The 25,144-nt window shown below is 61.3% G+C and carries 30 protein-coding genes; 21 read left to right on the forward strand and 9 right to left on the reverse strand.

Annotated elements, in window-relative coordinates; all coding sequences use genetic code 11:
• Nucleotides 1-171: 171 nt before the first annotated feature.
• From OKC44_RS09970 to OKC44_RS09980, 3 genes are all read left to right on the forward strand, one after another.
• Complete coding sequence (locus OKC44_RS09970) at nucleotides 172-1,470, forward strand: outer membrane protein transport protein (RefSeq protein WP_024945328.1); 1,299 nt, start codon at nucleotides 172-174, stop codon at nucleotides 1,468-1,470.
• A 253-nt stretch (nucleotides 1,471-1,723) separates the two neighbouring features.
• Nucleotides 1,724-2,980 (forward strand): OmpP1/FadL family transporter, encoded by a 1,257-nt coding sequence (locus tag OKC44_RS09975; protein WP_270812589.1) that lies wholly within the window; start codon nucleotides 1,724-1,726, stop codon nucleotides 2,978-2,980.
• A gap of 129 nt (nucleotides 2,981-3,109) precedes the next feature.
• Nucleotides 3,110-4,333 carry an EAL and HDOD domain-containing protein gene (locus OKC44_RS09980; protein WP_024945326.1) on the forward strand — a complete coding sequence of 408 codons (1,224 nt, stop codon included), beginning with the start codon at nucleotides 3,110-3,112 and terminating at the stop codon, nucleotides 4,331-4,333.
• On the opposite strand, the gene OKC44_RS09985 is transcribed toward OKC44_RS09980, so the two are convergent.
• The gene (locus tag OKC44_RS09985; protein ID WP_168754745.1) at nucleotides 4,330-5,493 is read right to left on the reverse strand and encodes a thiolase family protein; all 1,164 of its coding nucleotides are present in this window, start codon (nucleotides 5,491-5,493) and stop codon (nucleotides 4,330-4,332) included. The two genes, OKC44_RS09980 and OKC44_RS09985, sit on opposite strands and share 4 nt — an antisense overlap.
• A gap of 121 nt (nucleotides 5,494-5,614) precedes the next feature.
• Here OKC44_RS09985 and OKC44_RS09990 point away from each other — a divergent pair, with 121 nt between their 5' ends.
• On the forward strand, nucleotides 5,615-6,010 hold the full coding sequence (locus OKC44_RS09990) for a MerR family transcriptional regulator (protein ID WP_016350830.1): 396 nt from the start codon (nucleotides 5,615-5,617) through the stop codon (nucleotides 6,008-6,010).
• Nucleotides 6,011-6,070: 60 nt separating this feature from the next.
• Here OKC44_RS09990 and OKC44_RS09995 read toward each other — a convergent pair whose 3' ends face one another.
• On the reverse strand, nucleotides 6,071-7,309 hold the full coding sequence (locus OKC44_RS09995) for a dicarboxylate/amino acid:cation symporter (protein WP_270812591.1): 1,239 nt from the start codon (nucleotides 7,307-7,309) through the stop codon (nucleotides 6,071-6,073).
• Nucleotides 7,310-7,578: 269 nt separating this feature from the next.
• Here OKC44_RS09995 and ppnP point away from each other — a divergent pair, with 269 nt between their 5' ends.
• The 3 genes from ppnP to OKC44_RS10010 all read left to right on the forward strand — a co-directional run bounded on the left by ppnP (nucleotide 7,579) and on the right by OKC44_RS10010 (nucleotide 11,096).
• Nucleotides 7,579-7,863 carry a pyrimidine/purine nucleoside phosphorylase gene (ppnP, locus tag OKC44_RS10000; protein WP_010633884.1) on the forward strand — a complete coding sequence of 95 codons (285 nt, stop codon included), beginning with the start codon at nucleotides 7,579-7,581 and terminating at the stop codon, nucleotides 7,861-7,863.
• Between the two features lie 203 nt (nucleotides 7,864-8,066).
• On the forward strand, nucleotides 8,067-9,449 hold the full coding sequence (locus tag OKC44_RS10005) for an L-serine ammonia-lyase (protein WP_244089825.1): 1,383 nt from the start codon (nucleotides 8,067-8,069) through the stop codon (nucleotides 9,447-9,449).
• 276 nt (nucleotides 9,450-9,725) lie between these two features.
• Nucleotides 9,726-11,096 carry an L-serine ammonia-lyase gene (locus OKC44_RS10010; RefSeq protein WP_011705996.1) on the forward strand — a complete coding sequence of 457 codons (1,371 nt, stop codon included), beginning with the start codon at nucleotides 9,726-9,728 and terminating at the stop codon, nucleotides 11,094-11,096.
• A gap of 161 nt (nucleotides 11,097-11,257) precedes the next feature.
• On the opposite strand, the gene OKC44_RS10015 is transcribed toward OKC44_RS10010, so the two are convergent.
• Together OKC44_RS10015 and OKC44_RS10020 are read right to left on the reverse strand one after the other, a co-directional pair.
• A complete protein-coding gene (locus OKC44_RS10015) occupies nucleotides 11,258-12,217 on the reverse strand; it encodes a lytic murein transglycosylase (protein ID WP_045789687.1) in 960 nt (319 codons plus the stop codon).
• Nucleotides 12,214-12,495, reverse strand: a complete 282-nt coding sequence (locus OKC44_RS10020; RefSeq protein WP_045789686.1) for a YcgL domain-containing protein — start codon at nucleotides 12,493-12,495, stop codon at nucleotides 12,214-12,216. The genes OKC44_RS10015 and OKC44_RS10020 overlap by 4 nt, the downstream gene beginning before the upstream one ends.
• A gap of 107 nt (nucleotides 12,496-12,602) precedes the next feature.
• Here OKC44_RS10020 and minC point away from each other — a divergent pair, with 107 nt between their 5' ends.
• The 5 genes from minC to mtgA all read left to right on the forward strand — a co-directional run bounded on the left by minC (nucleotide 12,603) and on the right by mtgA (nucleotide 15,713).
• A complete protein-coding gene (minC, locus tag OKC44_RS10025; protein WP_139705392.1) occupies nucleotides 12,603-13,331 on the forward strand; it encodes a septum site-determining protein MinC in 729 nt (242 codons plus the stop codon).
• 18 nt (nucleotides 13,332-13,349) lie between these two features.
• Nucleotides 13,350-14,162: a septum site-determining protein MinD gene (gene minD, locus OKC44_RS10030; protein ID WP_011705992.1), complete on the forward strand. Its 813-nt coding sequence runs from the start codon at nucleotides 13,350-13,352 to the stop codon at nucleotides 14,160-14,162.
• 2 nt (nucleotides 14,163-14,164) lie between these two features.
• Nucleotides 14,165-14,431, forward strand: a complete 267-nt coding sequence (gene minE / locus OKC44_RS10035; RefSeq protein ID WP_011705991.1) for a cell division topological specificity factor MinE — start codon at nucleotides 14,165-14,167, stop codon at nucleotides 14,429-14,431.
• Nucleotides 14,432-14,619: 188 nt separating this feature from the next.
• Entirely contained in the window at nucleotides 14,620-14,946 is a 327-nt protein-coding gene (locus OKC44_RS10040; RefSeq protein WP_016350836.1) for an HI1450 family dsDNA-mimic protein, read from the forward strand.
• 59 nt (nucleotides 14,947-15,005) lie between these two features.
• Nucleotides 15,006-15,713: a monofunctional biosynthetic peptidoglycan transglycosylase gene (gene mtgA / locus OKC44_RS10045; protein WP_270812747.1), complete on the forward strand. Its 708-nt coding sequence runs from the start codon at nucleotides 15,006-15,008 to the stop codon at nucleotides 15,711-15,713.
• Nucleotides 15,714-15,731: 18 nt separating this feature from the next.
• On the opposite strand, the gene OKC44_RS10050 is transcribed toward mtgA, so the two are convergent.
• Entirely contained in the window at nucleotides 15,732-15,866 is a 135-nt protein-coding gene (locus tag OKC44_RS10050) for a hypothetical protein (protein WP_270812604.1), read from the reverse strand.
• A gap of 145 nt (nucleotides 15,867-16,011) precedes the next feature.
• Between OKC44_RS10050 and OKC44_RS10055 the strand changes: the two genes are divergently transcribed.
• Complete coding sequence (locus OKC44_RS10055; RefSeq protein WP_270812606.1) at nucleotides 16,012-16,335, forward strand: HI1450 family dsDNA-mimic protein; 324 nt, start codon at nucleotides 16,012-16,014, stop codon at nucleotides 16,333-16,335.
• A gap of 41 nt (nucleotides 16,336-16,376) precedes the next feature.
• Here OKC44_RS10055 and OKC44_RS10060 read toward each other — a convergent pair whose 3' ends face one another.
• Complete coding sequence (locus OKC44_RS10060; RefSeq protein WP_270812608.1) at nucleotides 16,377-16,688, reverse strand: DUF1289 domain-containing protein; 312 nt, start codon at nucleotides 16,686-16,688, stop codon at nucleotides 16,377-16,379.
• On the reverse strand, nucleotides 16,689-17,561 hold the full coding sequence (locus OKC44_RS10065; protein WP_039214397.1) for a CvfB family protein: 873 nt from the start codon (nucleotides 17,559-17,561) through the stop codon (nucleotides 16,689-16,691).
• A gap of 212 nt (nucleotides 17,562-17,773) precedes the next feature.
• On the opposite strand from OKC44_RS10065, the gene OKC44_RS10070 reads away from it, so the two are divergent.
• The 4 genes from OKC44_RS10070 to OKC44_RS10085 all read left to right on the forward strand — a co-directional run bounded on the left by OKC44_RS10070 (nucleotide 17,774) and on the right by OKC44_RS10085 (nucleotide 20,155).
• Nucleotides 17,774-18,988: a UPF0149 family protein gene (locus tag OKC44_RS10070; RefSeq protein WP_270812612.1), complete on the forward strand. Its 1,215-nt coding sequence runs from the start codon at nucleotides 17,774-17,776 to the stop codon at nucleotides 18,986-18,988.
• A gap of 168 nt (nucleotides 18,989-19,156) precedes the next feature.
• Entirely contained in the window at nucleotides 19,157-19,627 is a 471-nt protein-coding gene (locus OKC44_RS10075; RefSeq protein WP_016350842.1) for a MarR family winged helix-turn-helix transcriptional regulator, read from the forward strand.
• Entirely contained in the window at nucleotides 19,624-19,812 is a 189-nt protein-coding gene (locus tag OKC44_RS10080) for a DUF4250 domain-containing protein (protein WP_016350843.1), read from the forward strand. The genes OKC44_RS10075 and OKC44_RS10080 overlap by 4 nt, the downstream gene beginning before the upstream one ends.
• A gap of 163 nt (nucleotides 19,813-19,975) precedes the next feature.
• On the forward strand, nucleotides 19,976-20,155 hold the full coding sequence (locus tag OKC44_RS10085; protein ID WP_017408281.1) for a hypothetical protein: 180 nt from the start codon (nucleotides 19,976-19,978) through the stop codon (nucleotides 20,153-20,155).
• Between the two features lie 96 nt (nucleotides 20,156-20,251).
• On the opposite strand, the gene OKC44_RS10090 is transcribed toward OKC44_RS10085, so the two are convergent.
• Nucleotides 20,252-20,839, reverse strand: coding sequence for an FMN-dependent NADH-azoreductase (locus OKC44_RS10090; protein ID WP_270812614.1), 588 nt, complete (start codon nucleotides 20,837-20,839; stop codon nucleotides 20,252-20,254).
• Between the two features lie 225 nt (nucleotides 20,840-21,064).
• On the opposite strand from OKC44_RS10090, the gene OKC44_RS10095 reads away from it, so the two are divergent.
• From OKC44_RS10095 to OKC44_RS10110, 4 genes are all read left to right on the forward strand, one after another.
• Nucleotides 21,065-21,955, forward strand: coding sequence for a DMT family transporter (locus tag OKC44_RS10095; protein WP_270812615.1), 891 nt, complete (start codon nucleotides 21,065-21,067; stop codon nucleotides 21,953-21,955).
• An 85-nt stretch (nucleotides 21,956-22,040) separates the two neighbouring features.
• Entirely contained in the window at nucleotides 22,041-23,219 is a 1,179-nt protein-coding gene (purT, locus tag OKC44_RS10100; RefSeq protein ID WP_219312531.1) for a formate-dependent phosphoribosylglycinamide formyltransferase, read from the forward strand.
• A gap of 128 nt (nucleotides 23,220-23,347) precedes the next feature.
• Nucleotides 23,348-24,007 carry a hexitol phosphatase HxpB gene (hxpB, locus tag OKC44_RS10105; protein WP_270812619.1) on the forward strand — a complete coding sequence of 220 codons (660 nt, stop codon included), beginning with the start codon at nucleotides 23,348-23,350 and terminating at the stop codon, nucleotides 24,005-24,007.
• Nucleotides 24,008-24,145: 138 nt separating this feature from the next.
• Entirely contained in the window at nucleotides 24,146-24,349 is a 204-nt protein-coding gene (locus tag OKC44_RS10110; protein ID WP_005301298.1) for a CPXCG motif-containing cysteine-rich protein, read from the forward strand.
• An 89-nt stretch (nucleotides 24,350-24,438) separates the two neighbouring features.
• Here OKC44_RS10110 and OKC44_RS10115 read toward each other — a convergent pair whose 3' ends face one another.
• Nucleotides 24,439-25,056: a riboflavin synthase subunit alpha gene (locus OKC44_RS10115; RefSeq protein ID WP_270812621.1), complete on the reverse strand. Its 618-nt coding sequence runs from the start codon at nucleotides 25,054-25,056 to the stop codon at nucleotides 24,439-24,441.
• Nucleotides 25,057-25,144 lie beyond the last annotated feature (88 nt).

Genomic DNA, 25,144 nt, shown 5'->3' on the forward strand with positions numbered 1-25,144 from the left:
GAAACTTTTATGTATTCTGCTGTCACTGGTCTGATTTCTTACCTCCTACCAGATCCATAGAATCACGCCAGAATTGAATGGGAAGAAGCTGAAATAACAACAGATCTTGTCACATACAGAGGCAAAATAGCCCTGATGCCGACGGAAAATCTGCCTACAAGAGAGAACACTATGACAACTGCCTTTTTCAAAAAGAGCCTGATCGCTGCCGCCGTCACCCTGGCCAGTACCCAAACCTTCGCCGCCGCGTTCCAATTGAACGAACACTCAGCCTCCGGCCTGGGTCGTGCGTATGCAGGGGAAGCCGCCGTGGCGGACAACGCCTCCGTGTTGTCCCGCAACCCGGCAGCCATGACCCAGTTTGACAAGATGGCGTTCTCTGTTTCCGGTACCTATATCAAGCCGGACGTGGATGTAAATGGTGACATCTATGCAGGCTCCGCCAAGATGGCCGGTGCCAGCGAAAGCGGCATCGCCCCGAGCGCCTTCGTGCCTGCCACCTACTTCATCCAGCCGCTGAACGACCAGTGGGCCTGGGGTATCGGCCTGTTCTCCAACTACGGTCTGTCGACCGAGTACACCGAGAACTTCAACGGTGGCTCCATTGCCGGCAACACCGAACTGCTCACCTTCAACATCAACCCGAACATCGCCTACCGCGTCAACCAGCACTTCAGCGTCGGCGCCGGTCTGAACCTGGTCTATGCCAAGGCTGAACTGAACCGCCGCGCCGGCGTACTGGCCGCCGTGCCGCCGCTGAGCAGCGTACCGGGTATCGGCAAGGACACCATCGTCAGCCACCTGAAGGGTGATGACTGGGGTTACGGCTGGAACGTGGGCACCATGTATGAAGTGAACGAGAACAACCGCTTCGCGCTGACCTATCGCTCCCAGGTAGACCTGAAGTTCAAGGGTGACTATCAGGGCACCTCTTCCGGCTTCAAGACCGTCGGTGGCGAACTGCCGCTGGATCTGCCGGCCCAGGCCGAGTTCGCCGGTTACCACCGTCTGAACCAGCAGTTTGCCGTGCACTACTCCGTCAACTGGACCGACTGGAGTGCCTTCCAGGAGCTCAAAGCCACCAGCGGTCAGTGCAACAGCACCGACGGTGCCGGCGTCTGCCTCTACAAGCCGGAGAAGTTCAAGGACTCCACCCGTTACTCTCTGGGCGGTACCTGGTACGTCAACCCGTCCTGGGAAGCCCGTATCGGCTTTGCCTACGACAATACCCCGATCGAGCCGGAATACCGCAGCCTGAGCATCCCGGATTCCGACCGCGTATGGTATAGCGCTGGCGCCACCTACCACATCGACAAGGACATGAGCGTCGACTTCGGCATGGCCTATCTGGACGGCAAGAAAGTGGACGTCAACGAGAAGCTGGTCGAAAGCAACGAAGCGCTGCGCTGGAAAGGCACCTCCCACGGCAACGCCTTCCTCGCTTCCGCTCAGTTCAACATGAAGTTCTGATAATCAGCGAATTGACCAGAGCGCCTGCGGGCGCTCTTTTTTTATTCCAAATTCATGTTTCAGCGTACATCTGTAGTAAACAACTGTACGCTTTTCTTTTTTTATCAAGCTATTAGCAGCACATCCCCCAGCATTTAATCCCGTTTTCATCCCCTTGCCCCCACGCCCGTTGCCTTACTGGTCATACCATATAAAATCCTGCCTCCAACCATAAGAACGTTCGAACTCCAAGTTCATTTTCAAGGACAATGCAATGCACTCCATCATGAAGCCGTCTCTCATCGCCCTGCTGGTGCTGTCGAGCCAGGCCCAGGCGGCAGGTTTTCAGCTGGCCGAGCAATCCGCCACCGGCATGGGCCGCGCCTTCGCCGGCGAAGCCGCCATCGCCGACAATGCCAGCGTGCTCTCCCGCAACGCCGCCGCCATGACCCGTTTCGATACCATGGCCTTCTCCGGTGGCTTCATCTATGTGCACCCCGACGTCAACATCGAGGGCACCACCCGGGTGCCGACCCCCAAGGGGCCGGTCAGCCTGGATGCGGCGGCCCACGACATCGCCGATGATGCCTGGGTGCCCAACGCCTACCTCATAGTGCCGCTCAACGACCAGTGGCGCCTGGGGCTGGCTGCCACCTCCTATTACGGGCTCGGCGTCAAGATGCCGGACAACTACAACGCCGGCCACTTCGGCAATGTCTCCGACATCAAGACCGTGGATCTGGGGGCGTCGCTGGCCTACCGCGTCAACCGCGTCTGGTCCGTCGGCGCCGGCCTCTCCGCCATTCAGGGCGAAGGGGAAGTGGGTGGCACCTTCCCGTCCAACAACCAGATCGCCAAGCACCTGAAAGGGGATGGCTGGGCCATGGGTTGGAACCTGGGCACCCTGCTGGAGCTGTCGGAGGCGACCCGCATCGGCCTCTCCTACCGCCACGACGTCACCCTGAAGCTCTCCGGCGACGCCATCGGCATCGATCAGAACGGGCAGCCCTTCACCGATACCGGCAGCCTGGATCTGCCGCTGCCCGCCACCGCCGAGCTGGCCCTGTTCCATCAGCTGACGCCGGCGCTGGCACTGCATTCGAGCATCAACTGGACCAACTGGAGCAAGTTCGTGCAGCTGGAATCCGAGCTCGATCACCACGGTGTCATGCACATCAAGGACGAGCACTGGGAAGACAGCTGGCGCTACGCGCTGGGCCTGACCTACCAGCTGGCGCCGCAATGGCAGCTGCGCTCCGGTCTTGCCTATGACCGCAGCCCGGTCCCGGCGGATCGCCGCACCATCTCCATCCCCGACTCGGATCGGGTCTGGTACAGCGCCGGGGTGGGTTATCAGATCGATCGCAACCTCTCGCTGGATCTGGGGGTGACGCTGATCGACGGCAAGATGGTGGACGTGAGCGAGACCATGCAGCTCAAACCCGGCATCCCGCAGACCACCTCCACCTTCCAGGGCACCTCGGAAGGGGACGCCTGGCTGGCCGGTCTGCAGCTCAATTACCTGTTCTGACGCGGGCGGGCATCCCCTGCCCACCTATTCAAGCACTATGCCAGTTATTGACCGTTTCTGGCTTCCAAGCGCTGGCATAGTGCGCGGCTTCACAATAAAATCAATCCAGTACACACGCTGGAGAGATGCATGTATTCATACGTAGCAAGGCAGCCCATCCTGGATCGGGAGTTGAACACCCACGCCTATGAGCTGCTGTTTCGCGACAGTCTGGATAACGTGTTCCCCCCCATCTCCTCCCAGCAAGCCACCGCCAGACTGGTGGTCGAACAGTTTCTGCAACAGAACATCGATCAGCTGCTCGGCGGCCGCCCCTGCTTCATCAACTTCCCTCATTCGCTGCTGCTGGAAGGGCTGGCCGAGTGTCTGCCGCCGGAGAAGGTGGTGATCGAGATCCTGGAAGATGCCGATCCCGACGATGCGCTGCTGGCCAAGGTGAAGCAGTTGCACGGGCTGGGCTATCAGCTCGCCCTCGACGACTTCACCCTGTCGCCGGACTGGGAGCGCTTCCTCCCCTACATCCACATCATCAAGTTCGATCTGCGCGCCACGTCGCTGCTGCAGATCAAGGTGTTCATCCAGCAGCATCAGCAGCTCAAGCTCACCTATCTGGCGGAGAAGGTAGAAGACAAGGCGGAGTTTGAACGGGTCAAGCGCCTTGGTATCGACCTGTTCCAGGGCTTCTTCTTCAGTCGACCCGAGATGGTCAAACAGGCGACCATGGAGCCGGCCCAGGTGGTGGTGATGCAACTGCTCAACGTGGTCAACCAGCCCGAGCCCGACCTCAACCGCATTGAACAGCTGCTGAGTCAGGACATCTCCCTGTCCCTCAAGCTGCTGCGTTACGTCAACCACCTCAAGAGCCACGCCAACCCCATCTCCTCCTTTCGCCAGGCGGCGGTCTATCTCGGCCACACCCAGCTCAAACGCTTCGTGACCCTGGTGGCCGCCACCAGCGCCGGTCACGGCAAGAGTGCCGAACTCTATCAGATGTCGATGATCCGGGCCCGCTTCTGCGAACTGCTGGCACACACCCATGCGCCGACCCAGGAAGCCCAGCAGGCCTTCATCACCGGCCTCTTCTCCCTGCTCGATGTGTTGATGGAACAGCCGATGGACAAGCTGCTCGGCACCATTCCGCTGATCGAGGAGATCCGGGTCGCCCTGCTGGAACGCAAGGGCAACCTGGGGTTCTATCTGTCGTTTTGCGAAGATTACGAGAGTGCGAACTGGCAGCGGATCACGGCCAGAACGGCCCGGCTCGGGCTCAATGAAGAGAAGGTCAGCCAGCTCTATCTGACTGCCACCGCCTGGGTCAACCAGCAACTCCAGGCGATGGCGGAGACAGATTAACCCAGCTCGATGGCGACCGCCGTCGCCTCCCCGCCGCCGATACACAGACTGGCCACCCCGCGTGTGAGACCGCGTTCGCGCAGAGCATGGATCAGGGTCACCAGGATCCTAGCGCCACTCGCCCCCAGCGGATGACCGAGCGCGCAGGCACCGCCGTTCACGTTGACCTTGTCATGGGGCAGCTGGCAACCGGCCATCGCCAGCAGGCTGACCATGGCAAACGCCTCGTTGACCTCGAACAAGTCCACCTCCTCCACCCGCCAACCCACCTTGGCCAGCAGGCCCTTGATGGCCCCGATCGGCGCGCTGGTAAACTCGGCGGGCAGGGCTGCGTGGCTCTGATAACCCACCAGTCGTGCCAGCACCGGCAGCCCCAGCTGCGCAGCAGTGTCGGAGCGCATCAGGATCAGCGCAGCCGCCCCGTCCGAGATGGAGCTGGCATTGGCCGCCGTGATGGTGCCCGTCTTGCTGAAGGCAGGCTTGAGCTGGGGGATCTTCTCGGGCCTGGCCTTGGCAGGCTGCTCATCCTCCGCCAGCAGCAGGACATCTCCGGCCATCACCGGCGCCAGTTCCGCCGCAAAGGCACCGCTGCGCTGGGCCGCCAGCGCCCGCTCCAGCGATGCGATGGCAAAAGCATCCATGTCGGCACGAGTCAACCCGGCGCGATCGGCACTCAGTTGGGCATAATGCCCCATCAGTTGCCCTTCGTAGGCATCCTGCAGCCCGTCGAGGAACATGTGATCGAGCACGCTCTGGTGTCCCATCCGAAAACCGCTGCGCGCCTTGTCGAGCAGATAGGGGGCACGGCTCATGCTCTCCATCCCGCCGGCGATCACCACGTTCGTGTCGCCGAGCCGCAAGCCATCGGCCGCCAGCATCACCGCCTTCATGCCGGAGCCGCACACCTTGTTGACCGTGGAGCAGGGGATGCTGTCCGGCAGACCCGCCTTCAGCACCGCCTGACGGGCGGGTGCCTGGCCGACCCCGGCACTCAGCACGTTGCCCAGATAGGCTTCATCTATCTGCTCTCCCCGGAGCCCCACCTCTGCCATGGCCGCAGCAATGGCACAGGCGCCTAGCTCGGGAGCCGTCAGGTTGGCCAGGGCTCCCTGGAAGGCCCCCATGGGGGTACGTTTGGCCGCAACAATCACGATATCCATCAATTGCACTCTCCTTGTTACATTGGAATAACATATGCTGCCGCCGCTGCGGGAACAAGACTTGCGGGGCAGTTGACGTTTGGGTAAGGTGCCAGCCAGGATTGACAGCCAAGATAGCGCCATGAACCGAACCAAGGATGACACGCGGACCTACAGCATCAGCGAACTGGCCCGTGAATTTGATGTTACGACCCGAAGTATTCGTTTTTATGAAGATCAGGGACTTTTGAATCCTGCCCGTCAGGGACAGACCCGGATCTACAGTCGGCAGGACAGAGTGCGGCTCAAGCTGACCCTGCGCGGCAAGCGACTGGGCTTCAGCCTGGCGGATATCCGCGATCTGTTCGATCTCTACGATGCGGACAAGAGCAGCCGTACCCAGCTGCAGACCATGCTGGGGCTGGTGGCCGACAAGCGGGAGACCCTCCAGCAGCAACTGGAAGACATCAAGATGGTGCTGCTGGAGCTGGACGCCGCCGAGCAGCGCTGCCAGCAGGCACTCGCTCAGCTCGGCTGACGGTCACAGCAACAAACATAAAGAAAGGGGCCCACGGGCCCCTTGTTCATTGCTGCTGGATTATTTGTTCCAGCGGTCCGGATCGTAATCCGGGCTGTAGCGGTCGACGATGACGGCGCAGGCCGCATCACCGGTAATGTTGAGGGCGGTACGGATCATGTCGAACAGGCGATCCAGCGCAAACAACAACGGCAGCCCCTCGATGGGGATCCCGGCGGCCAGCAGCACGGCGACCACCAGGAAGCTCGGGCCCGGCACACCGGCCTGGCCGATGGCCCCCAGGGTGGCGGTCACTATGATGGCGACCCAGGCCCCCATGGAGAGATCGATCTGGTAGACCTGGGCGAAGAAGATGGCAACCAGACCGTAATAGATGGCGTTGCCGCTCATGTTGATGGTGGCGCCCAGCGGCAGCACGAAAGAGGCCGTGGCATTGGTTACCTTCAGCTCTTCCTCGCAGGTCTCCATGTTGACCGGCAGGGTTGCCATGGAAGAGGCGGTGGAGAAGGCAACGATCTGCGGCTTCTTCATGGCAGACAGATACTTGCGTACTGGCGTGTTGGAGAACAGCACGATCAGCAGCGGATAGACCACGAAGGCGAAGATCAGGATGGCAGCCAGATAGACCACGAACAGCTTGAGCACCAGGGTCAGCACGTCGAAACCGTAGGTGCCGATGGCATCGGCCATCAGGCCGAACACGCCGAGCGGCGCGATCAGCATCACCTTGTTGATCATCCAGACGAAGGCATCCACCAGGGTGTTGAGGCCGTCCACCAGCGGCTTGGCCCGCTCGCGGGGTTGCTTGGCCAGGGCGATGCCGAGGAACATGCAGAACACCAGGATCTGCAGGATGTTGGCTTCGTTGAGCGACTGGAAGACGTTGGTCGGGATCATCCCGAGCAGGGTGGCGACCGCATCGGGCAGCGCGCCCTTGTCGGCATAGTCACCGGAGAACATGGAGGCCATGGAGCCGAACTCGACCCCGACACCGGGCTTGAAGATCTGCCCCATCACCAGGGCCAGCAGTACCGCCAGCGCCGAAGTACCGAGGAAGAAGGCCAGCGTGGTGACGCCAATCTTGCCCGCCGCCGGGCTGGCGCCGAGGTTGGCCGCCCCCGACAGGATGGCCACCGCCACCAGCGGGATCACCAGCATCTTGATCAGCTGGATGAAGAGAGTACCGAGCGGCGCAAACACGGTGGCTTGTTCACCCATGAACGCCCCTACCAGTGCCCCCAGCACCATGGCGACCACTACCTGGAAGCCAACGTTCTTAATGAGTCCTTTTGTTAACACAGAATGTTCCTTTAAGTAGCAAATATTCGCACTTTCCCAGTGCAATCAACCAAACAGGGGATGAACAGCTGTCCATTCCCCTGAGCGCGCGCTTTATCTCATATTTATTCGCTGTTTTAAATCGTCAAATCGTTAACGGGAGTTATTGATAAGTTTGCAACAAAGTAAAGATTCAAAAGGCTCACGGCGATTTTTCCCGCTTTATTCATGACAACTGGCAAAAGATTGTGCTACTTTGGCTGGGCAAACGTGCATACAGGGATGAAAACATGCTGAAAGTTAACGAGTATTTTGATGGAAATGTAAAATCCATCGGTTTCGAGCAAAAAGGCGACAAAGCCACCGTGGGTGTGATGGAAGCCGGTCACTACCAGTTCAATACCGCCGCCCCCGAGCGGATGACGGTGGTCAAGGGTGCGCTCACCATCCAGCTGGCCGACGAAGACGAATGGCACACCTATGAGCAGGGTCAATCCTTCGACGTGGCCGGCCACTCCTCCTTCAAGCTGGAAGTGAAGACCCCCACCGCCTATCTGTGCGAGTTTCTCGATTAAACCGCCGGCAACCCTTGCCTGAACACGCACAAAGGAGCCGCCCTCGGGCTGCTCCTTCTTTTTTTGGCGCAAACCGCCCTCCTCTTTGCAGCCCATCCTTGCTTTCATTTGCGTGCCGCCATCACACCCCTCGGTTTTCCCGCTTTCCATCGACTACAAAAAATTTACAATATTTAGACGAAACCCATAATCGGAGTGGTGTCATGATCAGTGTCTTCGACCTGTTTTCCATCGGGATCGGTCCCTCTTCTTCTCATACCGTGGGGCCGATGCGCGCCTCCTACGCCTTTGTCAACGCGCTCAAGCAGCAGGGAGTGCTGTCCAGCACCCAACGGGTAGAAGTGGAGTGCTACGGCTCGCTCGGCCAGACCGGCAAGGGCCACGGCACCGGCAAGGCCATCATCCTGGGACTGGCCGGTTTCGAACCCGAGTCGGTGGACATCGAAGCCATCCCCGCCTTTTTGACCGAGGTAGAGCGCAGCCAGTCGCTGCTGCTGGCGGGTGAACAGCCGAGCCAGTTTGCCCGCAGCGGCGCCATCATCTTCAACCGGCGCAAGACCCTGCCCGCCCACTCCAACGGCATGACCCTGCGCGCCTTTGCCGGGGAACAGCTGCTGTTTAGCCAGACCTACTACTCCATCGGCGGCGGTTTCATCATCGAGGAGAGCCACTTCGCCAATGCCAAGGAGGAGGCCGCCCGCTTCGATGCAGCCCACCCCATCCCCTACCCGTTCGAGAGCGGCGCCCAGTTGCTGGCCCACTGCCAGGAGAGCGGCCTCTCCATCTCCGGGGTGATGCTGGCCAACGAGAAGGTGTTTCGCACCGAAGCCGAGATCAAGGCGGGCCTGCGCAAGATCTGGCAGGCCATGCAGGGCTGCGTCGAGCGTGGTTGCCGCAGCGAGGGGGTGCTGCCCGGCGGCCTCAAGGTGAAACGGCGGGCCCCGGCGCTCTATCGCCAGCTCAGCTGCGAGACCAATTTCAACAAGGATCCGCTGATGGTGATGGAGTGGGTGGATCTGTTTGCGCTGGCCGTCAACGAGGAGAACGCCGCCGGCGGCCGGGTGGTGACCGCCCCCACCAACGGCGCCGCCGGCATCATCCCCGCCGTGCTGCACTATTACGATCGCTTCGTACGCAAGGTGGATGATGAGCTGCTGCTGAGCTACTTCCTCGCCGCCGCCGCCATCGGCATCCTCTACAAGAAGAACGCATCGCTCTCCGGCGCCGAGGTAGGCTGCCAGGGCGAGGTGGGCGTCGCCTGCTCCATGGCGGCGGGGGCGCTGACCGAAATCCTGGGCGGCAGTCCGGCGATTGTCGAAAACGCCGCCGAGATCGGCATGGAACACAACCTGGGGCTTACCTGTGATCCAGTGGGTGGCCAGGTGCAGGTGCCCTGCATCGAGCGCAACGCCATGGGCGCGGTCAAGGCGATCAACGCCGCGCGCCTGGCCCTGCGCGGTACCGGCGAGCACAAGGTGTCGCTGGATAAGGTGATCAAGACCATGTGGGAAACCGGCAACGACATGAAGACCAAATACAAGGAAACTGCCCGCGGCGGCCTGGCGGTTAACATTACCGAGTGTTAAAAATCGGTAACTTGCTCCATTTGGTTCCTAAATACCCGGCATTGTCGGGTATTTTTATGGGCAAACGCTTAACAAAATGGATAAGCATCAAAATAAATTTTATACTCGCCGCTCTGATTCAACAAAAATAGATCTATTTCAACTTTTTTTGGGCTTTGAGCCGTTACACTGTGGTTATCTGGTTCATTGACCTCGGCGACGACGCCCTCGTCCCATGGATCACCCCGTTTCTGCGAGTGGGCATGGCGCCCCCTTCTATCCTGAGGTAATTGTTACATGATCAGCGTTTTTGATATCTTCAAAATCGGTGTTGGCCCCTCCTCTTCCCACACTGTCGGCCCGATGAAAGCAGCCAAACAGTTCGTGGATGAACTGCGTGCAGGCGGCAAGATCCGTGACATCACCCGGATCCAGGTCGATGTCTACGGCTCACTCTCCTGGACCGGCAAAGGTCACCACACCGATACCGCTATCATCATGGGTCTGGCAGGCAACCTGCCGGAAAATGTCGACATCGACGGCATCCCCGAGTTCATCTCCCGCGTCGAGCAGACCGGTCGTCTGCCCATCGGCCTGCACTGCCATACCGTCAGCTTCCCGCGCGATGCCATGGTGTTCCATGACGAAGCCCTGCCGCTGCATGAAAACGGCATGAAGCTGACCGCCTTCATCGAAGATGCTGCCGTCTACAGCAAGACCTACTACTCCATCGGCGGTGGCTTCATCGTTGACGAAGAGAACTTCGGCAAGGCCGACAGCGGCGACATGTCCGTCAGCTACCCGTTCAAGAGCGCGGCCGAGCTTATCGCCCACTGCAGCCAGACCGGCCTCTCCATCTCCGCCCTGATGATGGAGAACGAGAAGTGCTTCAATACCCCGGAAGAGATCTACAAGAAGCTTGGCAAGATCTGGACCACCATGCGTGAAGGGATCGAGCGTGGCTGCCGCACCGAAGGCGTTCTCGCCGGCCCGCTGCGCGTACCGCGCCGCGCCGCACCGCTCTATCGTCAGCTGACCACCAACGAGAACCTCTCCAACGATCCGATGAACATCGTGGACTGGGTCAACATGTTCGCCCTGGCGGTGAGTGAAGAGAACGCGGCCGGTGGCCGTGTGGTGACCGCGCCGACCAACGGTGCCGCCGGCATCATCCCGGCCGTGCTGGCCTACTACGACAAATTCATCCAGCCGGTTGGCCGCGACGACTACACCCGTTTCTACCTGGCCGCCGCCGCCGTCGGCATGCTCTACAAGATGAACGCCTCCATCTCCGGCGCCGAAGTGGGCTGTCAGGGTGAAGTGGGCGTCTCCTGCTCCATGGCCGCCGCCGGTCTGACCGAGCTGATGGGCGGCAGCCCGGAGCACGTCTGTGAAGCCGCCGAGATCGGCATGGAACACAACCTGGGTCTGACCTGTGACCCGGTCGCCGGTCAGGTGCAGGTGCCCTGCATCGAGCGCAACGCCATCGCCGCCATGAAGGCGGTCAACGCCTCCCGCATGGCGCTGCGTCGCACCTCCAAGCCGCGTGTCTCGCTGGACAAGGTCATCGAGACCATGTACATCACCGGCAAGGACATGGACTCCAAGTACCGTGAAACCTCCCGCGGTGGCCTGGCCATCAAGGTGATGCAAGTCGCCTGCGAATAAGTCGGCGTGGCAACAATAAAAGCGGCGGGAATTCCCGCCGTTTTTATTGCCTGTCGTTTGGATATTCCGCCCCGCCTCACCCGGCGAGTTCGCCGCATCCGATCGTTATTCCCACGCTGATGGCTTGCCCACCACGGCAAATCTGGCGCTGCTGAGATCGATTATTCCACGATACGATCGGCCAGGGTGCCCACCGCCACCACGAAATAGTGGGAGCGATTCCAGTCGCGCAGCACCCGATAATTGGGATAGGCAAGATAGGCTGTCCCGCCCTCCCCATCAGGCTGCACCAGCGAGGCCTGCAGCGATGCCCGCGGCAAGTCTGCCCCATCCGCTTTGCGCACTCCGAGGGCCTGCCATGCCGACAGCGCCCGAGTCTCCTCCAGTCCGACCAGCGCAGGATCCAGCCCTGCCGGCACCCTCACCCGACGACCCCAGGTTTCATCCCCGTGCCAGCCGTTCTGATGAAGATAATTGGCTGCCGAACCAAATACATCCGCCAGATTGCCCCACAGATCCTGCTTGCCGTCCCCGTCCTGATCGACCGCATATTTGAGATAGGACGAGGGCATGAACTGCACCTGCCCCATGGCACCGGCCCAGGATCCCTTGAGATCGGCTGGCGCCATTTTCTGCTGCTCCAGAATGCGCAGGGCGTCAAACAACTGCCCCTTGAAGAAGGCTTCACGGCGCCCCTCCCAGGCCAGGGTCGCCAGCGACGACACCAGCGGATATTTGCCGGTCAATTTGCCGAAATTGGTTTCAATGCCCCACAGGGCGACAATAAAACGCGGTTGCACATCATATTCCGCCCCTATTTTTGTGAGCAGCGGCAAATACTGACGATATAGCCGTTTGGCTTGATTGACTTTCCATTGCGGCACGGCGCGAGGAATATAAGTGGCGAGGGTCTGTTTAAATTCCGGCTGATTTTTATCGTGCCGGATGGCGACCTCGATCAGGTGAATATCGGCGAAGGCGGTGGCGACCGTCACCGGCGAGATCCCGGCGGCCAGGGCCTCTTGTTTGAGACCCGTCACATAATGTTCAAAATCGGGGCTGGCCTGCAGCGGGTAACTGATGATCCCGCTTATCAATAACAGAGCCAGCCGACCCTTCATTTCCGTTCGGCCTTTAATTGGGCCTTGTGTTGTTCCAGCAGGTTTTCCGGTGGCGGTGGCACCTGCAGATAGAAACCCTGGCTCTGCAGCGCCTCCATCACCCGGCTGGTGGAGGCGATCCCCAAGGGCTTGGCTGGGTCCAGTTTGGTCATCAATACCAGTTCGGGACGGCCGAATGCACTCATCAGCACCTCGGGTACGCGGGAAAAATCCTCTCTTCTTTCAACAAAAAGATAGGTCTCGGCTTTTTTGCGACTTTTATAGACTGCACACAACATGGAAATTGATATAATCCAACCGGTTTATTGCCTCTGAGGATGGCAAACTATAACATCAGGAATTGAATAACAATAACGGATTACCGTCTCTGTCTCGGGGAAGATTCATGGTTGAGCGCGATAACGAATTGAAAGGGACCACCTTCACTATTTCTGTGTTGCATATCAGCGATGGCAAACCTGAGCGGATCCGCCAGTTGCTGGCGGCCAAAGTGGCTCAGGCGCCCCAGTTTTTTAATTGTGCCCCCCTCGTCATCAATGTGGAACGGCTCACCGATATCCCCGACTTCGAACAGCTCAAGGAGCTGGTGGAATCGGAAGACTTCGTGCTGGTCGGGATCACGGGGGCCCAGAGCGAGGCGATGAAGACGGCCGCCAAGGCGGCCGGACTGGCGGTGATGGCCTCCGGCAAAAGCCGCAAAGCCGAGCCGCAACCCCAGCCAGAACCGGCACCAGCACCAGCACCAGCACCCATCGTCGAGGTGAAAGCCGTGCCGGCTCCGCTGGTAGCGAGCAAGGTGCATGTGGGCCCGGTGCGATCCGGCCAGCAGCTCTATGCCGCCGGCACCTCGCTGGTGGTGCTGGGTTCGGTCAGTCCGGGCGCCGAAGTGATCGCCGACGACAGTATTCATATTTATGGCACTCTGCGCGGCAGGGCCATTGCCGGTGCCAAGGGAAACCCCCAGGCACGGATCTATTGCCAGCAATTGCAGGCCGAGCTGCTCTCCATCGCAGGCACATTCCAGCTGAGCGATGCACTGCCGGCCGGCCTCATCCAGCAGCCGGTTCATGTCCGGCTGGATAACGAACAACTCCGTATAGACCGTATCAAATAGAGTTACAAGGAAGCGAGAATGGCGCGAATCATAGTCGTTACATCGGGTAAAGGTGGCGTTGGCAAGACCACAACCAGCGCGGCCCTGAGTACCGGTTTAGCTCAGCGTGGCCACAAGACCGTGGTCATCGATTTTGACATTGGTCTGAGAAATCTGGACCTCATCATGGGCTGCGAACGGCGCGTGGTGTATGACTTCGTCAACGTCATCAATGGCGAGGCCAACCTCAACCAGGCCCTCATCAAGGACAAGCGCTGCGAAAACCTGTTCATCCTGCCCGCCTCCCAGACCCGGGACAAGGACGCCCTCACCCGTGAAGGGGTCGAGAAGATCCTGGATCAGCTGACCGAGATGAAGTTCGACTACATCGTCTGCGACTCCCCGGCGGGGATCGAAGCGGGGGCCCTGATGGCGCTCTACTTCGCCGACGAGGCCATCGTCACCACCAACCCGGAAGTCTCGTCGGTGCGCGACTCGGACCGCATCCTCGGCATCCTGGCCTCCAAGTCCCGCCGCGCCGAGCGTGGCGAAGATCCGATCAAGGAACACCTGCTGCTCACCCGCTACTGCCCTACTCGCGTCAACCGTGGCGACATGCTGAGCGTGCAGGACGTACAGGAGATCCTGGCCATCAAACTGCTCGGGGTGATCCCGGAGTCCCAGGCGGTGCTGCGTGCCTCCAACTCGGGGGAACCCGTCATCCTGGACAAGGAGTCCGATGCCGGTCAGGCCTATGAGGATGCCGTTGCCCGCCTGCTGGGCGACACCAAGGATTTTCGTTTTCTGGAAGAAGAAAAGAAGGGCTTCTTTAGCCGACTGTTCGGGAGTTAAGCATGTCATTATTGGATTATTTTCGTTCCAACAAGAAACAGAGCACCGCACAACTGGCCAAAGAGCGGTTGCAGATCATCGTGGCTCACGAGCGTTCATCCAGAGGGGGGCCGGATTACCTGCCCCAGCTCAAGCAGGATATCCTCGACGTGATCCGTAAATATGTGCAGATCGACCCTGACAAGATCACGGTCCAGCTGGACAAGAAGAGTGATGAGTTGTCCGTGTTGGAGCTCAACATCACCTTCGCCGATGACAAGAAGGGATGAGCTGACGCCCTATGCGTGACCCCTTCCCCCAATGAAGACCGGATCCTGTGCCAGGATCCGGTTTTTTATTGCCACGGTGCCGCCAGCCGTACTCGCCAAGCAAGCAGGGGCCAGCTAGAATACCGCGCGCCACCGGCCGGCCTTGCCGACGGGGTTTTTCTTTTATTTTCAGCTGGAACAGACCGCTTATGTCTTTGAACGACGAAATGCACAGCGTCGAGGAACTGCTCGACACCGCTCTGGAACTCTTCATGGAGCTGGCCTCCGACAACCTGCCGGAGCAGGAGATTGCCCGCTTCAATCAGGAGTTCAACGATCGCGGCCTGCTGGCGGAAACCGATCCGGCCGATGACTGGGAAGCGGACGTGGGATTCGAAGTCAGCGACGCCGACTATGCCGAAGTCTGGATCGGGCTTGGCAACGAACAGGAAGAGTACGAGCACCTGTTCGCCCGCATGCTGCTCTCCCGCCGTGTTGACGAGAAGTTCTGCCACATCGAATGGCTGCCCCAATAATTCCGGATCCCGATGATCCCAGCCACTACGTCTGGGAGCCAGAACCGGAGCCCGACCCCGTGCGTCCCGCCCTCGCCAGACGCCTGCTGAGCGGGCTTGGCAAACTGCTGCTGGCGGCGCTGCTCAGCACCATCGTCTCGGTGGCCTTGTTGCGCTTCATCGATCCGCCCATGTGGACCTGGCGCCTCGAGCGGGCGCTGTTTCCACCGGCCAAGGTAGCCGAGGTGAAGCACGACTGGGTGCCGCTCGAGCAGATCTCCCGCGAGCTGCAACTGGCGGTGGTCGCCGCCGAAGATCAACGCTTTGCCGAGCATAATGGCTTCGACATGGATGCCATCAGCTCGGCCCTCAAGCACAATCAGCACAGCGAGCGGGTGCGCGGCGCCAGCACCCTCAGCCAGCAGACCGCCAAGAACCTCTTCATGTGGAGCGATCGCAGCTTCCTGCGCAAGGGGATCGAGGCCTGGTTCACCCTGCTGATGGAGCTGGGCTGGGACAAGTCCCGCATCCTCGAGGTGTACCTGAATATCGTGGAGTTCGGGCCCGGCATCTACGGCGCCGAGGCCGCGGCCAGGCACTACTTCGGCAAACCGGCCGCCCGTTTGACCCGCTACGAGGCCTCCCTGCTGGCCGCCGCCCTGCCCAATCCCTGGCGCTACCGGGTCAAGCCTCCTTCACCCTACGTCCAGCAGCGCTCGGCCTGGATCCGCCGTCAGATGGGCCAGCTGGGTCAGATCACCCTCAACAAGGTGCATCAGGCCGATTGACCAGCCGGCCGCCAAGGCTTAACTGCCGGTGGCCGGATCGTCTGCCGGCGGGCCCAGATGGCCGCCGACGGTGCCCCGATGCAGCGGCAGATAGTGCCACCACCAGGCCTCTCGCCGCCGTTTGATCTGCTGTCGCCTTGTCCGTCGTTTCATGGCACCTCTCCCTTGGCCATCCCCCCTTCAACCATACCCCTTTGCCGGCGCCCTTGCCCAGACCCGGCACACCATGGCCACTGGTCTGGCCGCCACCGCCAATAATTGCTACAGTAGCGAACCTCGATGTATCTGGAGTGATTTCATGGAACAGCGTACCCCGGATCAACTGGTCGAATGGGCCTATGATCAGTTTCTTGAGCAGGCCGCAGACATGCTGGCCCCCGAACAAATCGTCGACATCACCCTGGAGTTTGAGCTGCGTGGCGCCGTCGAGGCGACCCTGCCCAACGCCGACTGGTCAGCCGAACTCGGTGTGCCGGTCGACATGGAGCGCTGGGTCGAGGTGTGGGTCGGCTTGCTGGATCATCAGGAGGAGTTTGAGGTGATTTTCGCCACCTTCCTGCTGCCCCGCCATCTCAATGAGCACGATGTCCACGTGCGCTGGCACCGCCAGCAACAGGCATGAAAAAGGCGCCCTCGGCGCCTTTCTCTTTTCTGCAAAGCCCCTCAGGGGCGGGCCGCCATGGCCTTGACCAGACAGCGGCGGCACCAGCAGGCGCTGGCCTCCCCCATGGGCAGGGCCGGCAACTGGCTGCACCAGCACTCGGCGATGGGCGCGCCGGCTGACACGGCGCAAAAGGCCGGTTCACCGCAGCCGGGGCAGCGATGGGTGCTGGTTGAACCGTCCAGCTGCGCCATCACCGCCAGCTGGGCATCACTGTCCATGGCGGACCAGCGACCTATCTCGGTCAGGGTACGGCCACAGCCGAGACAGAGGCCGTCCTTCGCCTGGCAATGGCCAATGCAGGGGCTCGGCACTTATTCGCCATCCGGCGCGTTATCCGCAGCCACGAGCGTGATGCAGTTGTCCTCGAGCACAATCTTGCCCTGCTTGTAGAGGCCGCCGATGGCCTTCTTGAAGGTGCCCTTGCTCATGCCGAGCAGCTTGTAGATGAGCTCGGGTTCGCTCTTGTCACCCACCGCCAGGCTGCCGCCCTGCTTCTTGAGGCGGGCCAGGATCAGCTCGCCGGCATCGTCCATCCGCGCCATGCCCGGCTTTTGCAGGGTCAGGTCCAGCTTGCCGTCATCACGCACCTGCTTGACCCAGGCGGTCAGCGGCCGGCCCGTGGTGACCCGGCCGAACACCTCGTTCTTGAACAGCATGCCGGCGTATTCGCCGTTGACGATGGCCTTGATGCCGAGCGGCGTGCGCTCGCCGGGCAGGGCAGTCACTTCGTCACCCGCCTTGAAGGGGGGCTTGTCGGTGCGCAGGAAGCGCTCGAGGCGGCTGGTGCCTACCATGCGGCCTTCGTGATCGAGCATCAGCCGCACCAGATAGACGTGGCCCACCTGCATCGGCTTGTTCTGCTCACGGGTCGGCACGAACAGATCCTTCTTCATGCCCCAGTCGAGGAAGGCCCCGATCTTGTTGGCATTGACCACCTTGAGGCCGACGATGTCGTCCACCATGGCAAACGGCTTGTCGGTGGTGATCACCGGCTCGCAGTCGGCATCCAGATAGAGGAAGACCTTGACCTCACTGCCTTCGGCCACCCCTTCCGGCAGTTGGCGTTTGGGCAGCAGCAGCTCGCCATATTCGTCGGCCGCAAGCCAGGCGCCGCGCTCTTCGAGTTCGACTACGGTAAGGGTGTTCATCTTGCCAATCTGTAGCATGGTGTTCTCTTCTTTCATTGTCCGGATGGCCAATTTTTCATTGTCCGTATGGGCGCGCATGTTACCCCAAGAGCGGTAACAGGGCCTAGTCCCTTGCCCTGTTCGCGGGTTATTTTCAGGGCCTTTTGGCAGCGTCACGGCGATATAATCGCCAGTCAGCCGCCCTTTAGCTGCAAATAACCCCACTTTTGGGTAGACTTCGCCGCTGTCAAAATCCAGAGGAACTGTCGATGAATCCATCCACTCGTACCCGTCATCTCAATCAATGGATCCAGACCCACAGTGGGCAGGACATGACCTACCCGGCGCTGCACGGCTTTTTGTGCGCCCGCCTGGTCGGGCCGGATGCCCCTGACTGGCAGGCCCCGCTGGCCGGTCTGTTGCCCCATGACGCCGAGCTGGATGAGAAGAGCAGCGACGCGCTGCACCATCTGATCGCCGAGCTGGAAGCCCAGGCCGATGAGGCCCAGCTCGCCCTGCCGAGCCAGTGCCGCCTCTCCACCGAGAGCCCGGAGCAGGTCTTCGAGCAGAGTCACCCGCTCGGTCAGTGGTGCTACGGCTTCAGCCAGGGCTTTGCCACCTGGCCCAAGCCCAAGGATCTGAACGACCCGACCACCCAGTACCGTTTCAGCCTGGCCGCCGAGCTGAGCCTGTTTCGCGACAAGCCCATGGCGCAGATGCTGCACTCGGCCGCCGGCAGTGACCTCCCCTTCATGGAGTTTTGCAAGCGCCAGCGCCAGAACATGAAGACCGCTCTCAACCAGCTGCTGCAACTGGACGAGTATCAGGTCGTGCCAAGCACGGAGCAGACCCTGGACAGCAAGCAGGCCGAGCAGTGGCAACAGTGGTTCGAACTGGCCGATGCCAGTCGCGATCCACAGAACCGTATCGGCTGGTTCGACAAGGTGATCGCCGACGCCGAGCCGCTGTTCGACGCCGCCTTCTGGCAGCAGATTGCCGGCCATGGCTGGAGTGCCCACGAAGCGCGCCCGCTGCTGGCCGCCCGGGCCGGACGGGCCGATTGCCTGCTGCGCCTCGGCCAGCTGGAACAGGCGCGCAGCGAATATCTGGCGCTGCTCGAACTGTGCGTGGCCGACGAGCTGGGTTGCCGCTATCCCCTCTCCAGCCTCTATGTCCTGCAAGGGGAGTGGCAGGCGCTGCAGGCATTGCTGGTGCGCTTTGATGAAGCCTCCAGCTGGCTGCTCTACAACAAGGCGCTGATGACATTTGTCTGCGCGGGTGCCGAGGCCGCGCAGCCGCTGCTGAGCGCCGCCATCAAGGCCAACGCCCATGTACCGGCCTGTCTGCTGGGCCAGCGCAAGCTGCCCAAACAGGAGCCCCACAGCTGGCAGGCGGGCAGTCGCGACGAAGCGGCGCTCTACACCTTGCAAAGCCGCGAGGCCTGGCTCAAGCACAACGCCTTGATCTGGCTGCGCAAAGGCTGAGCCGCAGCCACAAAACCAGCCTCGAACAGACCCGGTTGCGGCGGATGACGTGCGCAACCGCACATTTCTCTGGTGCATGTTCAGACAAACGGCCTTGTGTTACGTATCATCAAGGCCAAAGTATCAAGAGAAACTGCACCCGATGCAGCCGTCACAGCAGGATGTCATATGTCAAAGATCATAGAGCTGCTTGCCCACTATCCCCCCTATCAGCTGGTTCACGCCGCCGAGATGGTGCGCGACACCTTTGAGCAGTTTTACCAGCAGCGCTATCAGCTGACGGTGCCCCAATGGCGCCTGATGATGGTGCTCGGCCCCAACTACCCCATCAGCCAGAAAGAGCTGGTCGAGGCGAGCGGGATGGACAAGGTGCGGATCTCCCGTGAAATTCACCGGCTGGTGGAGAAAGGGATCCTGTTCACCGAGAGCAGCGAACACGACAAGCGGGTCAGCCTGGTCTCTTTCACCCAGGCGGGGCTCACCCTGTTCCAGCAGCTCAAGACCGAAGCGGGCAGCTGGCAGCACACCCTCACCGACTACCTGCCGGCCGAGGCGCGTCAATCCATTCGTCTGCACCTGCAAAGCGTCAGCGACGCCATCGAACAACTTCACCTGCTGGATAGCGAGCGACCCTCATGAACCTGAACAACTTTGCCACCATGGACGTCAACATGCTGCTGAGCCTGGTCAACATGCAGCTGCGTGATCGCTTCGATGATCTCGATGATCTCTGCAAGGCGCAGGATCTCGACAAGGCGGCGCTGGTCGCCAGGCTGGCCAGCGGCGATTTCCACTATCAGGAAGATCAGAAGCAGTTCAGATAGGGATCCGGATCACAACCCGGCCCATGCCGCTGGCTCCGGCGGCAAAAGCTGCTATGGTGATGGCTACCCCGGTCAACTGACCTGCGGCAAGAGGTATGGATACATCTTGCTGTCACAGACCGCGGTTAGCCTTCTACTCACCAGCCGCAGCCAAGGATGACCCATGATGTTCCTGACCCGCCCGACCAGCCTGATCACCCTCTGTGCCCTGCTGATGATCAGCCTCTTCTCACCGCGCCTGCCCGACAGCGCCGAGCAGTGGCTCACCACCCTGCTGCTGGGCTCCCTGGTGGCGGTCTGCCTGATGGTCGGCAGCGGCTGTCGCCGCTTTCTGCGGGATTGACCTGCCTAGCCCCATTCGCCACAAGGCCCCAAAACAGACAACGCAGCCCGAGGGCTGCGTTGTCGCTTTCTGACGTCTGGCAAAGTGCCGTCTTGATCAGAGGGCCAGGGTTTCCAGCTGGCCTTTGGCCTGCTCAATGCCCTTGGCCTGGGCATCCGGGCCCATGCCCATGCCTTCGGCGTAGATGAAGTCCACGTCCTTGATGCCAATGAAGCCCAGCACGGTACGCATGTAGGGAGTCACCAGATCGGTGGCGCTGCCGACGTGCATGCCGCCGCGGGGGCTGATCACCAGGGCGCGGGTGTTTTCCACCAGGCCGACCGGACCGGTTTCGGTGTAACGGAAGGTAACGCCGGCGCGGGCCACCAGATCGATCCAGTTCTTCAGCTGGGTCGGGATGTTGAAGTTGTACATGGGGGCGGCAATCACCACCAGGTCGCTTGCCTTCAATTCGGCAACCAGATCGTCGGACTGGGCCAGCACGGCCAGTTGACGCTCATTGAGGTTCTCACCACCGCGCAGGCCCATGGCCAGCTCGCCATCCAGTACCGGCAGGTTCAGGGACGCCAGATCACGCACGGTGACGGTGTCGGACGGATGGTCGGCCAGGAAGCCGTCGATCAGAGCGTTGGATTGGGAATATTGGCCCAGGATGCTGGACTTGAGTACGAGGATATTGGCCATGGTGAAACTCCATTTGGTTGTCGGTTGAACAGCGGTGCTGTCGATGGAGGTCACTCTAAACATTGGGCTTCTATACAGATAGCGAAAATAGATGCTCAACTTATTCAAAATATTTGATGTTAGCTCACTATCTCGCCAGCCACAGCTCCCCCACCCCGCCAAGGCTTGGCAGAACAAACGATTGCCGTTATGATCCGCCGCACTTTTTTCAGCGTTCCGGATCCCATGACACCCTCGCGCAGGCACTCTCCCTTTGCCGGTGCAGTCTGGATGATGGTAGCGGGCCTCTGCTTCGCCGCCGTCAACAGCCTGAGCCAGTATGTCAGCTTCAAACTCGGCCTTCCTTCGCCTCAGGTCGCCTTCCATCAATATCTGATTGCCCTGGTCTGCCTGCTGCCCTGGCTCATTCGGCACGGTCTGCGCCAATCGCTGATGACCAACCAGCTGCGGCTGCACCTGCTGCGGGTCGCCCTGGCGGTGGTCGGCATCCAGTTCTGGCTGTGGGCGCTGGCGGTGCCCGTGCCCATCTGGCAGGGCATCGCGCTGCTGATGACGTCGCCACTGTTTGCCACCCTGGGCTCTGCCCTCTTTCTCAAAGAGCAGGTGAGCCGGGCCCGCATTCTGGCGACCCTGGCCGGCTTTGTCGGCGCCATGCTGCTCCTGGCCCCCTGGACAGACGAGTTCAGCTGGGCTTCGCTGCTACCGGTGGCGGCAGCCCTGTTCTGGGCCGGCTACTCCTTGCTGGTGCGCTATCAAGCGGCGAGCGAGTCGTCCCACACCATCGTCGTCTACCTGCTCATCTTCAGTACCCCGTTCAACGCCATGCTGGCGCTGCCGGAGTGGCAGTGGCCGAGCGAAACCCAGTGGCTGCTGGTAGCTGCCTCCGGCGTACTGTCGGCACTGGCCCAGATGTCCATCGCCCGCGCCTACAGCGTGGCCGAGGCCTCGTTCGTGCAACCCTTTGATTTTGCCAAGCTGCCGATGAACGTGCTGGCCGGCTGGCTGGTGTTTGGCTGGGCGCCGCCCGGTCGATTGTGGCTCGGGGCCGCCATCATCATCGGCGCCATCACCCTGCTCACCCATCTGGAGCAGCGCGCCCACAAATCCGTTTCCTGAGGTACGCCATGCGTGCCTCTTTTTTTGCCCGCTATTCGCGCAATAGCGGCCATCAACCATCACTCACGACATCAGGAGAGATCACATGTTTGGAACCGCTACCCGCCCCGGCGCCACCCGCGCCCTGCTGCTGGGCTCCGGCGAACTTGGCAAGGAGGTCGCCATCGAGCTGCAACGCTTCGGCATCGAGGTGATCGCCGCCGACCGCTATGCCGATGCCCCCGCCATGCAGGTGGCGCACAGAGCCCATGTGCTGGACATGCTGGATGGCGCCGCCCTGCGCGCCCTGGTCAACGAGGTCAAACCGGATCTGATCATTCCCGAGCTGGAAGCCATCGCCACCGATACCCTGGCGGCCCTGGAGCAGGAAGGCGTCAAGGTGGTGCCCAACGCCCGCGCCACCCAGCTCACCATGAACCGGGAGGGGATCCGCCGCCTCGCCGCCGAGACGCTGGGCTTGCCCACCTCCCCCTACCGCTTTGCCCAGAGCAAGGAGGAGTTCGTCGCCGCCGTTGACACCATCGGCCTGCCCTGCGTGGTGAAGCCGGTGATGAGCTCGTCCGGCAAGGGCCAGAGCGTGCTGCGCGATCTCGCCAAGCTCGACGAGAGCTGGACCCATGCCCAGGAGGGCGGTCGCGCCGGCCGCGGCAAGGTGATCGTCGAGGGCTTCGTCCCCTTCGAGTACGAGATCACCCTGCTCACGGTGCGCGCCGTCGACGGCATCCACTTCTGCCAGCCCATCGGCCATCGGCAGGAAGATGGCGACTACCGCGAATCCTGGCAGCCACAAGCGATGAGTGAACTGGCGCTGGCCCGCTCCAAAGAGGTCGCCGCCAAGGTGGTCGAGGCCCTCGGTGGTTACGGCCTGTTCGGGGTCGAGCTCTTCATCAAGGGTGATGAGGTGTGGTTCAGCGAGGTCTCACCGCGCCCCCACGACACCGGCATGGTGACCCTGATTTCTCAGGACCTCTCCGAGTTTGCCCTGCACGTGCGCGCCATTCTGGGGCTGCCGGTCGGCACCATCACCCAGTACGGGCCGAGCGCCTCCGCCGTGGTGCTGCGCGAAGGCCACAGCCAGGACATCCGCTATCAGGGGATTGGCGAAGCGCTGGCCCTGGTGCCGGGCGCCCAGTTGCGGCTGTTTGGCAAGCCGGAGATCGCCGGTCGCCGCCGGCTCGGCGTGGCACTGGCCCGGGCTGAAGATTGCCCCACCGCCGTCGAGCAGGCCAAAGCCGTGGCCGCCAGGGTGGACGTGATTTTCTGACCGCTGTTTTTTGTCTCGCACAAACAAACGTTTGCCTGCGTGATCCGGCGCAAGGGGCATGGCAATGCCCCTTTTGCATTGAGGCGCCTCGCTTATAATCCCCCCCTCACCTATGTCAGGAGTACAAGATGTTAACTGCCGTGATCTTCGATATGGATGGTGTTCTGATCGACTCGGAACCCTTTTGGCAACGGGCCCAGATGGCCGTGTTCTCCGAGCTGGGTCACCCCCACACGGTGGAAGATTGCGAATCGACCATCGGCGTGCGCATCGATCAGCTGGTGGCCCACTGGTATCGACTGCGCCCCTGGAGCGGCCCCAGCCAGGAAGAGGTGGTGCAGCGAATTCTGGATCGGGTCAACTCGCTGATCCTCTCCGAAGGTCAGGCCAAGGCCGGCGTGCTGGAGGCACTCGATCTCATCGAAGCGCAAGGCCTTAAAATCGGTCTGGCGACCTCCTCCCCCTTTGCCATGGTGGAAGCGGTGCTCGGCAAGCTCGGCATTCGCGATCGCTTCCTGGCGGTCCACTCCGCCGAGGTGGAGCGTTTCGGCAAGCCGCACCCGGATGTCTATATCCACGCCGCCGAGAAGCTGGGAGTGGAGCCGGTGCATTGTCTGGCCATCGAGGACAGCTTCACCGGCCTGTTGGCGGCCAAGGCGGCCTCCATGAAGGCGCTGATCGTACCCGACCCCGCGCTGGTGGGCGATCCCCGTCTGGCCATTGCCGATCACCAGCTCTTCTCCCTGAGCGAGCTGGATGCCGAGATGCTGGCCAACTGGGTCAAGTAAACAACAGGCAGGCGCTGCCGGACTGACCTCCTGCCTCCCTTGATCCCGGTCATAAACGTGCGCTTGCTCGCGGTCAGGACAGTGCGAACCAACTAGAATCAGGGGAGAGAGGCGGCCCACGGGCCCGAGGAGGTCATCATGATCGAGTACACCAGCAAGCGCATCGTCTGCCCCCACTGTGGCCATCATACCCGGGTCGAGCTGGATGCCAGCCAGGGGGATCAGGAGTTCTACGAGGATTGCATGGCCTGCTGCAACCCCATCCACCTGCGACTGCACCGGGATGAGGCGCGCGACTGTCTGCAACTGTTTGTGGACGCAGACGATGAACAGATGTTCTGACTGCCAGTGAACCCACCCACAAGATCGCCAAGGGCCTGCATGATGCAGGCCCTTTTCAATGGCAAATCCCTGAGGGCGCGTGGGTCAGCTTACCCCGGCTGACGGGCCGCCAGTACCCGCTCCACCGTGTCAACGATGGTCTGGGTCTGGGGGTCAATCTCGATGTTGGTGTGCCAGCCGGCTTTGACCCAACCCAGGTTGGTGCGAGCCAGCGTCTCGGGAATGAGATTGACGCAGAACTCGTTGCCGCGCACCTCACCCACCGTCAGGCTGATGCCGTCGATGCCGATGTAACCCTTGGTCAGCACGTATTTCATCAGAGTTGGGGCGAGGCGATACCATACCTGCCGGTTGTTGGGGGTGTCGATGACCGAGACGACCTGCGCGGTGCCCATGATGTGGCCGGACATGGCGTGGCCGCCAATCTCGTCGCCAAAGCGGGCAGCCCGCTCCACGTTGACCTTGTCCCCGAGCTGCAGCTGGCCGAGGTTGGTGAGGCGCAGGGTCTCCTGCATCAGATCGAAGCTGACCAGATCCCCCTCGATCCGGGTGACGGTCAGGCAGCAGCCGTTGTGGGCCACGGAGGCGCCCAGCGCCAGCCCCTCGCCCCAGGCCAGGATCGGCATACGAATCACGTGGGTACGAAAGTTGGGCAGCTCGTCGATGGCCACCAGTTCGGCGGTCCCCTGTACTATGCCAGTGAACATGTCTCGTCTCCTGCTACGAAAAAAGGCAGGGTAACCTCGCCCCGGGCCCCAGACAAGCACGCTGGCTGACAAGCGGGCGGCCGATCGC

Origin of the sequence: Aeromonas sp. S41-2 (assembly GCF_027705845.1) — a bacterium.
GTDB classification, from domain to species: Bacteria; Pseudomonadota; Gammaproteobacteria; order Enterobacterales; family Aeromonadaceae; genus Aeromonas; species Aeromonas hydrophila.